The sequence below is a fragment of the Shewanella sp. MF05913 genome (assembly GCF_059758095.1).
In genome coordinates this window covers 36,753-48,864 of record NZ_JCAYNT010000009.1, presented here as the reverse complement: position 1 = coordinate 48,864, position 12,112 = coordinate 36,753, and the positions used below count along the sequence as shown (strand labels likewise).

Below are 12,112 nucleotides of genomic sequence, written 5' to 3'. Positions count from 1 at the left end.
AAGTATTGGCTTAAGCAACTTGCTGCTTATTCAATACAATATTTTTAGCTGAAGGACACTGCCCACTAGCTAAATCCTTCTTCGAATCTATATCAGGAACTTTAAACCAAACGGTCTTACCTTCCTTTAATAGCGTAGTATTTCCCTGTACTTCAATAAAGCTAAAATGGTAATCACCTTGATTGGAAGAAATGAAACCAAACTCTCTTTTTGAGTCTAATTTTCGTATAACACCTTGCACAGTTGTTCCTGACGCTTTTTTGTTACTTGTGCGCATAGCAATAAAACATTGATCAACTTTTTCATCAACAATCTCAAAAAGTTCTGCTTTATCCTTTATTAGCTTCTTTAAGCTTAAAAAACCATAATTTCTAGGGTCAAAAGATGAATCAAACATCTTTAGCATATTCCCCATATCCCCTAAATATACCGGCTCATTACTTTCTGCACATCTTAGATAGGAATCAACAAGCAAAGCATTAAGATCTTGGTGACTTAAACGAGTAACAGGATCAGATAAGTTTTTCGTAAACACAAAATTATGACAAGCTTTACGAAACCTTTCTGGTGTGTTTTCTTTGCCGATAGCCATCACATGCAACCCTTTCTCACGAATTCGTTGCGCTAAACTATAAAATCCACCATCACTTGATACGATACAAATAGCATTTATTCGTTGATTATTACTAATCAACTCAATAGCATCCATGACTAAAGCATGGTCGGCAGCATCTTTACCGTAGTGGAACTGTTGTTTTGGGCTTGATGCCGTCTCATGAAGAATATCTTGCCAGCTACCTTGCTCTCTAGCAGTCCAATCAGCATAAACCCATTTAATTGCTACAGTGCCGTACTTTTCTACTTCCTCAAGCATTGATGCATATTGAACTTGTGATGCATTTTCACCATCGACTAATACTGCGAATGTTAAAGCTGACATAATTACAATCCTTGTCAATAAAGCCTGCATTCAGCAGGCGCAACCCCACTAATAAACGGCGCGAATTCCTGGAACTCTATAGCCACTTTGACTTAGAGAATTTTTTAATTTAATAATCAGCGGACCAACTTCACCAGCCCAGGTGTCCCCCCCATCTTCAGCCTTAAGTTGTTCCAGAAGTTGCACAGCCGAAAGTGGTTTTGACAATAGGGTGACCTCACACTTGAGCGCCTCACAATAAAAGGTATAAAGGTATACAAACTTCTTTGAATTGAGCTCATGAATTACAATTTGAATTCCATCAAGAGTCTCAGAATGCAGCATTTTCCCACAGATCTGCACTTGCTCTTCATCAACTTGGTACTCTATGCAACTAGACCACTGTAAAAAAGCTTCACTTAGATTAATTTCATAGGGCGGAATATTAGCCGAGCGAAATACTTTACAAACGTAATTACCAAATAATTCTTTACCATATTCTCCCCAATTAGGCATATTGCGTGGATCTGGAGTTATCTGATTCAAAATTGTGGACAACTTACTTTGTTGATATAGATCCTTTAATCTAAATAGATTCCTTTTCTTAAGTCTCATCGTATCAAATTGTTTTTGATACGATTCAAGTTTTTTTAGTAATCTAGCAGCATGCATATCTGGTGCAAGAACCAACTCTGAATCAGAAAAATCTAAAGGCACCTCCTGAATATATGGCTTTATTAATGGAGGAATTTGTAAGCGACTTGCAGCAGCTCTGCAAGCCTCGATTAAAGTAGAGTTTCTCCAAGTCTTCGGTACTGCTGATCGGTTTGCATTGTCATACCTTGGCTTTAAAAGCCGATTCAACGTATCTTCAATCTGTATGGCTTGATCTGTTAACTCACTGTGTAAAGGCAAATTGCGAATAATATCTGTAGTCCATCTTTTCAGTGCTTCATCATCACGTTCCAAACTCTCATTTTCAGCTTTTATTTCAGAAAGATAGATGTCATATGCTTCTCTTAGTTCATTTTCCCTATCTTTAATTTCACGAATGAAACCTAAAGGAGAATGATTATATCGATACGTGTGACCATTCTCATCAATATGATCGAGAGCGTCAAAATGATGCTCTTCTACAATGTCAAAACCTTCATCTCCCACAGGATAACGTCCATGCTCGGTCTCAAGAGAAGCCTTCGCCAACCCTTCCATTAAGACTTGCTGTTCCCAATCATCTGGCAGTAGAGGTTTTGCTTCTCGAAAAACGGTATAAGTGTAAAAGCTGTCGCCTGGTAATTTCGGTGAAAGAAGACTAATCAACGGTTCTAAATCAGCAATTTTTGCTTTCCCTTTTCCAGCCTTTAACTGGCTTACATAAGGCTGAGAGCACTTAAGCATCTCGCTTATTTCGGTCAAGCTAATCCCAGCATTTTCAGCTAACTTTATAACTTCCCTAGTATGTGGATGCTTTTCAGTCGCATCGACAGGGAAGAGAATTTCATTTTTTTCTTGCATGTGAATTCTCGCTCCTAATTAATAATTCGAAATTAGTTTTACACATGCAAACAACGAGATAAAGAAGTATTTTACTTATAAAAAACTTATACATTTAAAATTAAAACGAATTAAAACAGAGTGATAAATAAAAAAAAGACTTATGCATCAATTTTAAATTTTCATAATATCGCTATAAAAACGCCAGTAAGCAGTGATAAAAGCAACAAATATTAAAAAATAAACAATTGACATAAGATTCAACCAAAAAAACTTATAAAAGACTTATATTCAACCTATATAATACTTATTCCTGTTCGTAGGGCATAACGTTCATCTCTAGAGTCAAACTAAAACTCACTAAGTATTTAGTAGGCTTATTGTAGTGGCCAACCAAAGCTCACCGCCGTTTTATAGCTATATCAATGTCCAGATATAGACGATTTTGGCATTTGGATTTACTACTTTTCGGGGTAAGTTATAAGCAAGACCACTTCAAAACGCTCAATTATCAAAACATAGACCATTACAAGGAGGGTTTTATCATGCAAACCATTAGACCCGTATTAACTTATTATACTATTGATTTAATTGCGTTTAAAAGAAACCCCATGAAGGCTGTTGAGCAAGGTGAAGGCTTACCTGTTGCAGTATTAAATCGTAATAAACCTGTCTTTTACTGTGTTCCAGCTGATACATATGAAGCAATGATGGATAAACTTGAAGATGTCGAATTAACATCTTTATTTGAAGAACGTCAAAACCAGCCAGAAATAGAAGTTAATAAAAATGATCTTTAAATTTTCTTTTTAACATTAAAAGCTGGATAAATGTGGCAAAAAGCTAGATTTTAAGGAGTATTACCTTAGCTCGTGACCTAATGAATGCTTTCTGAAAACAGATGGTAAGGCCTGCTAAAGTGGCCCTCTCTGCTCGTATGCCTAACCCAAGAATTTCTCTTCATATTGGCAAACAATTTTTACCAATTCATCTAGTTCATTTCCCAACTCTGTATCAGGTTCAGCATTCCACAATTGTTCAATCCGTTTTAAAGCTATCTTATGCTCGGCAGAATTTGCTATCTTATTTGCCGTCAAAATTTCCCTGATTACGATACACATATCTGACCTTTCCTTGAGAAGGATCGCTTTATCCTTATCTATAATTTCAAAAATATTACCGAACATTAGTCTATTGCAAGCGCTTAAGTCTTGAGAGTCTTGCTTTGCTATCTTATTTTTTAAAGAATCCATAGATATCGGCTTTTTGCTCATGTTAGATATACCCAATTTAGAATTTACTTATCATCAGTCCAGTTACTTTGTGGTAGCACATAAAATTGTTCCACCTAGTCAAATACAACTAAGCCAGGTTGTAATGCAACTTGTATGTAAACTCACAATAACCGTATTTCTGTATCAACTTAGCGACAGTGGGTAAGTGTCCATTTAACATCTCTGCGGCTTTAACTATGGGATTATCAATGTCGTTGGACCCACCAGCAATAAGTGCTTTTCTCATATCTTCAAATGAAAAAAAGGTTAATCCTATTGAGAAATAAGGGCCAGCAAAGTCTTTTATCGCTTCTTCAGTACCTGACATGAGCATATAAGTCATCCCTTCACCAGTTGCAAAATATTCACAAAAACCGATAATGTCCTGCTTCATAACGCCTCCATTCACCATAAAATGCCCACCGGTATTGATGAGCTTATCAATTACATCATTTGCTCAACTCACAAACTCAACAACCGTGTCTCCCGCATCAGGGATCAATATCTTCATGACCTTCATTGATTGCGGTGACAGACAATACTGATACTGTCTAAGATTAAAACTCGAAAACCTCAACTGAGAGCCATCAAGGGTAAAGCCTTTCACATACAAAAATTCACGATCGCCACTGATGATGCTCGCAAATTGAGAATCTGGGCCAAGTTTTGCCGCACCATAACGGATTAATGCCACCACATCATCGACATCAATGGTGTGAATATCACGACTCGATTCATGCTTTACGGTGGGTGTTAAATTTGCAACGTTTAAGTGCATAGCCTTAATGATCGTCGATATTACGTTATCAAAAGACACCGATGTGACATCTAGTGGAAAACGCCGCCACTGCGTGCCTGAACGATTTACCCGAAACGATACACACAATGACTCATGAGCAAAGCACTCATCTTGATAGGCCTTATAATCATCAGACTTAAGATCCTGCTTCACCTGTTTAACATCAACATCATTCACCCTCAAATGAACGGATAACTGGATAAACATGCCACGACTTGGCTCGACTAAAAATATTTCCCCCCAATGCGTCACTTGAATATCAAACTGCTGCACCTTTAATCGCTTAAACAATGCTTTAATGAAAATCATGACCCCTGCAAACAACTCATCAGAAATGTCGATGCCACCGATGGGCATTGGATGAAAGGGCAGAACAACTCTGCGCTTTCGGCTTGTCCTTATCTGTTTCAACTTGCTTTCAATGTTCATCAGGTAATACCTTTAGTGCTATGCGCTCATCACGTTTTCCCACCACCCCTTTTTGAGTCACGTTAGTGCCATTAATAAACAACCATCCATTTGAATAACTCGCAGATGCCACCACTAATTGAATTGTTTTTCCTCTTGTCAGTACATTGGATGCCACCCAATCACCTACTTGCACCTGAAAGCACTGATAAAGCATCTTCAAACTCAATGCTTCGATATCCCGCTCTAATTGATCATACTGATAGCTCAACTCACTCGCCTCCATTTTCAATCGATGCTGATGAGCCTCTAAATCTGTATTGATTACCGACGTCACTTCATCAAGTTCGCCCATCGCATCAACTAATCGCTCCAGTGCGCAAGCCTGATCGAATCGGCGACTGAGTTCTGCTTCTTTAGACACAATCTCATCAATCAACCCTTTCACTCGAGGGTGATAGTGCACCACAGGATCTATGTTTTTGAATTCGCCTTGATTGAATAACAACTCCGCAATGGGGATAGCACAAGACTGAAATTGTGGCGAATCATAAGGTAATAAATGACCGCTGAAATAAACCATCTTGTGGGTCACATGGATAAAGCTTGTCACCTGAGAGTAGTAACGATCACCTAACTCAAAAAACCACCGAGCACCTGGATACACTTTACTCACCTGGTATAAATCCAAAGCCATCAACTGTTCCCGTAAATCCATCACCAGCGCCACAAGTTCATCATTCGCATTACAATGACAAAACAAAGGTTGAACACCTCGTTGGTGATAGAGTCCTTGGTTTTCAGCAGCATAAAGCGGTTTAGCCTTCAAACAATACACGCGTTTTTTATTCTCATGTCCCATTCAACACTCCTTAAAAACATGTAAAAACTCCCCTTACAGCCTCAATTTGATGCCAACCACCTACCGCCCATCACCAAGTCGAAATGTCAGCATAATCTGAAACAAACTTTCACCCCATTTAGCCGTCATTGAATGCAACATCACCACTCAAAATACGCCTTTATGCCCTGAATTCTCGCCAACACCGCATAAACACAAGCAAACTCACCGATTTAACATAACCTCCCATTGGACGCATCCTCACTTCACCCCCAATTTCACCAACAGCGCCTTCGTTAATGGCAACTTATCGAGGCGTTTAATCAAATTCCCTTTATCACGCACTTTTGCTCCTATCGCCGTTAATGACATCGACACTGCGCCCTCAAGCTGGGTAATCGCCAAAGCTAACCGTTCATCCTCAGCGTCCCAATTCTTACTTTGTTTTAATGGTTTCAACGCAGGAGGTAAAATAGCTTCCAAGCAATCACGGTCATGATGATATAGATGAAAAAATGCCCGGCTGTGGTGGGCTTTAAGCTCTTTTCTACGCCAGTCAGGATGACACTGACGCGCATCAAGTAGCTCAATCACAGACGCCTGATGCTTCCTCATTGCACTTAATTGCTGGCGCCACAGCACCAACCCAGGTGTATTAGAGATAAGCTGTTCCACATAACCCACCCCCACCCCAACAGATCGCGCAATATCGTGTCGATGTCGCCCAAGATATCCTAGCAACAGCACCCAATGACGTTGTCTGTGCGAAAACGCATTGGCATTGCTGGAATGCTTTATCCCTGCAAGCTCTGCAATACGGCGGATATAACAGCGACTACGCCCCGTCATCGTCTCAATCTGCGACATACTCAAATCCTCAGACAACAGAGACAAAATACGCTCACGATCATCATTAACCACTACAGGGGCATTAAAGGTGGGCATCAGTTGAAATGGGCTTTCTTGCCCTAAAAAACCAAGAGGATCGTTATCAAACAACCAAAAACCTAAAATCAGATGTTTAAACGGATGGCTTAACGTCTGGGTTTTATCGCGAATTAATGGCCCTAAAAAACGCTCGCCAAACTCAAATGTCCTATCAAGATCAAACACCATATCTTGATAGCACTCAGAAATAGCACGCACTAACTTGGCCATGCGGATCTGCCCGGAGCGAGTCATAAACCCCTTGTGCATTAATTGCTGTCGATAGTGGGTATGCAACAACGTTAAATCGCAGGGTACGTTTTTGATGAGTTCGAGGAAGTCCCAACAAAACTTTGCAAAATCAATGCTCATTTGATGTTCAACACGATAGACATGAGGAGTCATGGCTGCATGGTGAAACGTCAATCGCCGATCTAGTCCGGCATCGCCACTGGCTAACACCACCAGCAAACAGTGATGAAGAGGGCAAACAATGAGCCCAGGAATTTGATGACGTATATCAAACATCGGAGTACCCGTGATCTGTCGGTGTTCAGACAAACACAATGGGCACACCCGATGGCCAGCAGAGAAGTTGAACCTTGAATGAGGAATATTGGCGGTAATGACCGGATTACCCGTGCCATGAAGCATGACAGACAACAGCTTTTGCTCTGCATCATGACCAAAAAACTGAAATAGCGGATATAACGTATGTTGAACTAACCACTGCTGTGCGGTGAGTCCACCGAGACCGGTTAGATAGCCTATTGAGTGAGGTAGATAGGGATGCAGGCGAATTTTGGGTTGTTCAAATAGGGTTTGATAAGTATTTTTTTCATGTCCCACGCTGCACATTAGGTGGTATCGCACCACCCAACTGAAAATTGATTCGTTAGCATAAGGCGTGAGGTTTTTCATACCAAATGCTGGCACTCTGACAATTCATTGCGCAGCCAGAAAATAATCACTAACCAGAATAATGGATGTCGTACTTTTGCCTCTTGATTTTGGCCAGATAACGTCGCCCAAAGTATGTTGGTTTTCAATCTTCTGTCAGGTCGACTCGACGAAAATAATCCAGCCATACATTCTTGACCTAATTCAGCCGTCATTTGCTTCGCTAACACATCGAAGCGTTTATGCTCGCTCTGCTTCAGGGGCAATTGAGACTCACAATTCAAATATCGGCGAATTTGTGCCTTTACTCGATTGGGCCAAAGAGGATCTGCTTTTATCGTTTTATCAACATGGTAGATAAACGGTTGCCATTCGACTTCCCAAGGTTGAACTGTCATTGCATCAGCGGTATCTGACCAATGATGGGGAAGTGTAAAGGTCAACACTCTTAACTCATCATGAGAGTATAAAACCTGATCATGAATATGGCATACCTTGGCACCACAGAGATGATGGGTACTATGCCAGTACGACACACCATGCTGCGCTTTATCTACGGCCACGCATTGCGGGCAGAAGCGCCAACGCCGGTCAATATTTAACGCAGTAAACGCCATATTGTTAGGTACAGTATATTCCGCCCCACAAAGAGGTGCACTCAATAACCAGAGCGATACGGGCGTGTGCTCCAGTTGAGTATTTATGATTTTCTCCGGAGACAAATCCATTTTTCGAATAATACTCAGGAGATCTTTATTTAACGACAGCTGCGAATGCATTTGATGATACGCAATGTCATTTATCTCAAAAAATCGCTTGGTATTAATGTGCATTTGCCCCGATAACATACGCTCTCGAACGAATGCGCTATACACATGTTCACCTGGCAACAATGCAACACGGATCATTCGTCATGATCCAAAGTTTGAGGTGGACGTTTGGGTCCGCGTTTGCTATCTAAATCCGTTTTAATTTTTGCTAATTTTTGTAAATCCGCTTCAGAGAATTCATTCGATGTTATCAAATTATCAATATCAGTTTTAACGGCTTTAGCGCTATCAGAGGTTAATTCCGTTGATGACATGAAACTCTGTAGGTGTTTGATTGCTAGCGTGTTATTTCCTGAGTCGAGGTATTGCTGTACAGTCAGTAAATCGGAATGTCGCCCTTTTTTACCTTGATTAATATTACGTGTAACCATGCGCATGAGCGGAAAGCGTTTTTTAAACGTTTGCTGAATCAATTTCAGCGAAAGTGTTTCTTTGCCACTGCGAATGGCCTCAATGAGACAAGCTTCCCACAGCGTAATTAGAATGGATGGGACACCAGCTGAGAGATCAAATAACAACGCCACCATATCATCTTTCATTTCAACAGGCTTTTTGATCGGCTGGTATGCAAATAGCGCTTTCGTCATGCGATCACAGTCATGCTGCTGAGTGAATCGTGACAACTCAAAAGTGACACCAATACGGCGCTTATGACGGCCTTTTTTATCAAAAATAAATAGCGTATCGGGTGTACCAATTTTCACATTGGGAATGGACAATGTATTAGTCAGCTCATCAAAAAACTGTATCATTTCTTCGCTATAACGTTTCGAGGCAACCTGCAAATTTTGAAATTCATCAATGATGAGTAGCCCCACATGATGTCTGATTAATACACTACGAAGTACCGCCATCATGCTGGAAATATCTAAATATTTGCCACTCGTTTTCTTCACAGATTGGGCGTAACCCGTTTTAGCGCAACGACTCGCCGCAAGCGCGTTATCAACTTCACAGAGAATCTGGTGGATAAGTCCTGGGCGACTGGCGTTATGCGGCATATCGACTTTGATATAAGTGATCTGTGGTTCACTTAACGAATCAGTTTGATGCTCAATGACTGTAGGAAATAGATTCGTCAGAATAGACTCAATCGCTCGTGACTTACCGTTTCCAGATATGCCCGTTATAAACATCGCATCAGCAGTGGTAGCAGTCCCCGCCATTTCTAGGAGTGGACGTTCTATATTTTTAATATTGATATGACTATCCGCGATATCATAACTCCACGCGATGACTTCAACACGAGTCGGATTTCTGTCGACATAGCCATTACAAATCAGGTCGTATAATTCATTGTACAAATCAAGATGTTGTGGCGTCATAATCAACATCTGACGAATGTTCCTTAACTGTGCGATTCGATCATCATCAGGCATGTCGACATCATTAATCTCGGCTTGAATAATGCGAGACATAACTGTTATAAATCGCTCAGGCTCTAGACGTTTAGGCAAAGCCAGAATGAGCGGATTCCCTTGATATGACGAGACATTTGAATGTCGATATTGGGCGGATGCGATTGAAATGGGTAACGTTTTTTTCATTATTTATTCTCTTCTTGATAGAATGCTGAATACGTTTTGTGTTCATCTTCATTTTCATTTTCATCTACAGCATCATTTTGTTGAGTGAATCCGAGAATACTTTGTGAATGCAGTGTTTGCAGATAGCGATTTAAATCGCTTTGACGATTAACGAGCGCTTCAAACTTTCTACTGTCTTTAATTTTTGCAAGACTGGGCATCGTGCCCGCAACTTTTTCTTTTTCAGCTTGAGTCAGTTTGTGTTCAATAAACATTTCGACGCCCAGCAAATATTGCAGTTGGTCTTCAATGGCAAGCGCATTCTCTTCAAGTTCTTGTGCTTTGTGTTGCTTAACTTGTTCAAAAGACAGTCCTGCAAAACAATTATGTTTATGATCTAACGTCGCTACTTTTAACCCGTCTGATGTGCAAATCAAAATAACATCAACAATTTCAATGTTATATCTGCATGGTAAAATCAGACTGCGCTGATTGGGGAGCTTGCGCTCTTGAAGGCCGCTCTCTAAAATCCACTCACAGTTATATCGAAGGCCTTTTTCTTTGAGATATAAGTGATCACGATGAACCGTGATCTCGCCTTTGGTCAGCAATTTAAAATAAAGTTCATCATCCGGTAGATTGAGCAAATAACCGGGGCGATTTCTCTCTCCCCAGGCCCACAATTGCGCTGGAATACTAGGAATGGTGTCGCATACCATGATTTTTTCTTTAGGGTAATCTGGAATTACGCGATTATTGTTATGATAAAACACGTAAACGATGGCAATTTGATAAAGCTCGTGAATGGTCAGACAAGCATGTTTTCGCGCTAATTGACGCGCGATATCTTGTTGAGACCGGGTTTGATTACCTTTACTAATACCTTTGAAATAACCTTGAAAAATATGAAAAAGCTGCTCAACATTGGGCTTATCATCACCGCGACCCGAGCGAGAAAATTTAACGCTTACTGGTAAATCAGAGATCGGTCCCTCCGAAATTTTGTTATGAAACTCAGCTTTATCAACAAAATAAGTTGTCGCAACGCCAGATTCTGGCCAGTAAGTGGCGTCAAAATTGAGTCCCATTTCATCAAACCAGACCTGTTTATCACGCGCACTATTAAAAATGGCCTGACGAACCGTATTGTATGAAGGGTTTTCTGTTGTGATGTACAGACCCACAATAGCTTTACTGAATACATCTATGATGAAATATAGGGTGGCTTTGCCAATTTTAGTCGAGCGAGTGGGGTCGAAAACTGACACAAGTTCTTCAGTAAATGGGGTCTCATCGATTTCAAAAACTTGCCCAGGTGCAATAACATGCGCATATGCGTCACCTTTTCTGCCGGCATTGTCTTTTTTATTTTCAATAACATTCTGACGACTTTTATCTCTGGCAGGTAAATTACCGCCAAACTCTTTACACAACCAATAGTAAAACTGGTTATAAGTTGGTCTTTTATCTGGTGCTACTAACTCAACTTTAAAACGACGTTTAGTTTTTTGTGCGGTATGAAAATCATTCTTAATTCTTGATGAAAAGTAATGCTTTCTTGTCATTAGCATAAAAACAGCAGAAATAAACGGTCCATTACGTTTTGCATAAAGACGTTTAGCTGCTTTAAAATTTTTATAATCATACTCGTCGAGAATCTTGCCTCTAGCGATATCCGTATTCGGACGCCCTGGTTTTACGCGTAACTCTCGTTTTTTAGGAAGATGGTTCGTATTTTTACCCATGGGTAAATATAATCCAGATCGGCGCTGACCGAGCCTGAAATACGAATATAGACAGTCGTATACATACTGTTTGCTACGCCCGGTTTGCTCGATGACATGTGCAATACAGTTTTGCCCATAATCGTTGCGCAGCACATTGTCGAGGTCTTTCAGTAAAGGCTCTATAACTTGATACCGCTCAAGCGCCTTCTTTCTCTTGTGTTCTGGTAAACTATCGAGATCCATTAATGCATCGATAGGCCAGTCCATTTCAAATAGCACTAACGATTCATCATTGATTTTATTCAGTAATTCACTGTATTCCAGTTGAATAGGAAATTTAGCGACAGAGTCGAGATTGATAGCAAATGCAACATTTAGCGGGATATCAATATTGACCACCAGGTAATCCTCTTTGATTATTTTATCACCAATAAAACACTCTTGATCGGCGTCTTCACTGGGACCAA

General features: G+C 40.3%; 11 protein-coding genes. 1 reads left to right on the top strand and 10 read right to left on the bottom strand.

The features are described from left to right. Window positions 1–10: 10 nt before the first annotated feature. A complete protein-coding gene (locus AC19MV_RS12200) occupies window positions 11–940 on the bottom strand; it encodes an NYN domain-containing protein (protein WP_498307851.1) in 930 nt (309 codons plus the stop codon). A 48-nt stretch (window positions 941–988) separates the two neighbouring features. Beyond that, entirely contained in the window at window positions 989–2,434 is a 1,446-nt protein-coding gene (locus tag AC19MV_RS12195) for a hypothetical protein (RefSeq protein WP_498307849.1), read from the bottom strand. 524 nt (window positions 2,435–2,958) lie between these two features. Between AC19MV_RS12195 and AC19MV_RS12190 the strand changes: the two genes are divergently transcribed. Next, window positions 2,959–3,213 carry a type II toxin-antitoxin system Phd/YefM family antitoxin gene (locus AC19MV_RS12190; protein WP_498307848.1) on the top strand — a complete coding sequence of 85 codons (255 nt, stop codon included), beginning with the start codon at window positions 2,959–2,961 and terminating at the stop codon, window positions 3,211–3,213. A 141-nt stretch (window positions 3,214–3,354) separates the two neighbouring features. On the opposite strand, the gene AC19MV_RS12185 is transcribed toward AC19MV_RS12190, so the two are convergent. From AC19MV_RS12185 to AC19MV_RS12150, 8 genes are all read right to left on the bottom strand, one after another. After that, a complete protein-coding gene (locus AC19MV_RS12185) occupies window positions 3,355–3,666 on the bottom strand; it encodes a hypothetical protein (RefSeq protein WP_498307846.1) in 312 nt (103 codons plus the stop codon). A 109-nt stretch (window positions 3,667–3,775) separates the two neighbouring features. Then, window positions 3,776–4,081, bottom strand: a complete 306-nt coding sequence (locus AC19MV_RS12180; RefSeq protein ID WP_498307844.1) for a hypothetical protein — start codon at window positions 4,079–4,081, stop codon at window positions 3,776–3,778. A gap of 63 nt (window positions 4,082–4,144) precedes the next feature. Further along, window positions 4,145–4,915, bottom strand: a complete 771-nt coding sequence (locus AC19MV_RS12175) for a hypothetical protein (protein WP_498307842.1) — start codon at window positions 4,913–4,915, stop codon at window positions 4,145–4,147. Continuing rightward, entirely contained in the window at window positions 4,905–5,756 is an 852-nt protein-coding gene (locus AC19MV_RS12170) for a hypothetical protein (RefSeq protein ID WP_498307840.1), read from the bottom strand. The genes AC19MV_RS12175 and AC19MV_RS12170 overlap by 11 nt, the downstream gene beginning before the upstream one ends. A gap of 240 nt (window positions 5,757–5,996) precedes the next feature. Beyond that, window positions 5,997–7,583: a TnsD family Tn7-like transposition protein gene (locus AC19MV_RS12165; protein ID WP_498307838.1), complete on the bottom strand. Its 1,587-nt coding sequence runs from the start codon at window positions 7,581–7,583 to the stop codon at window positions 5,997–5,999. After that, complete coding sequence (locus AC19MV_RS12160; RefSeq protein ID WP_498307836.1) at window positions 7,580–8,470, bottom strand: TniQ family protein; 891 nt, start codon at window positions 8,468–8,470, stop codon at window positions 7,580–7,582. The genes AC19MV_RS12165 and AC19MV_RS12160 overlap by 4 nt, the downstream gene beginning before the upstream one ends. After that, window positions 8,467–9,939, bottom strand: coding sequence for a TniB family NTP-binding protein (locus AC19MV_RS12155; RefSeq protein ID WP_498307834.1), 1,473 nt, complete (start codon window positions 9,937–9,939; stop codon window positions 8,467–8,469). The genes AC19MV_RS12160 and AC19MV_RS12155 overlap by 4 nt, the downstream gene beginning before the upstream one ends. Further along, window positions 9,939–11,924 (bottom strand): TnsB C-terminal domain-containing protein, encoded by a 1,986-nt coding sequence (locus tag AC19MV_RS12150; RefSeq protein ID WP_498307832.1) that lies wholly within the window; start codon window positions 11,922–11,924, stop codon window positions 9,939–9,941. The genes AC19MV_RS12155 and AC19MV_RS12150 overlap by 1 nt, the downstream gene beginning before the upstream one ends. Window positions 11,925–12,112: the final 188 nt, after the last annotated feature.

Bases quoted from the DNA above. Each gene is read 5' to 3' on its own strand.
- AC19MV_RS12185 (WP_498307846.1), bottom strand. From the start codon at position 3,666: ATGGATTCTTTAAAAAATAAGATAGCAAAGCAAGACTCTCAAGACTTA.
- AC19MV_RS12165 (WP_498307838.1), bottom strand. From the start codon at position 7,583: ATGAAAAACCTCACGCCTTATGCTAACGAATCAATTTTCAGTTGGGTG.
- AC19MV_RS12195 (WP_498307849.1), bottom strand. From the start codon at position 2,434: ATGCAAGAAAAAAATGAAATTCTCTTCCCTGTCGATGCGACTGAAAAG.
- AC19MV_RS12155 (WP_498307834.1), bottom strand. From the start codon at position 9,939: ATGAAAAAAACGTTACCCATTTCAATCGCATCCGCCCAATATCGACAT.
- AC19MV_RS12200 (WP_498307851.1), bottom strand. From the start codon at position 940: ATGTCAGCTTTAACATTCGCAGTATTAGTCGATGGTGAAAATGCATCA.
- AC19MV_RS12190 (WP_498307848.1), top strand. From the start codon at position 2,959: ATGCAAACCATTAGACCCGTATTAACTTATTATACTATTGATTTAATT.
- AC19MV_RS12175 (WP_498307842.1), bottom strand. From the start codon at position 4,915: ATGAACATTGAAAGCAAGTTGAAACAGATAAGGACAAGCCGAAAGCGC.
- AC19MV_RS12160 (WP_498307836.1), bottom strand. From the start codon at position 8,470: ATGATCCGTGTTGCATTGTTGCCAGGTGAACATGTGTATAGCGCATTC.
- AC19MV_RS12180 (WP_498307844.1), bottom strand. From the start codon at position 4,081: ATGAAGCAGGACATTATCGGTTTTTGTGAATATTTTGCAACTGGTGAA.
- AC19MV_RS12170 (WP_498307840.1), bottom strand. From the start codon at position 5,756: ATGGGACATGAGAATAAAAAACGCGTGTATTGTTTGAAGGCTAAACCG.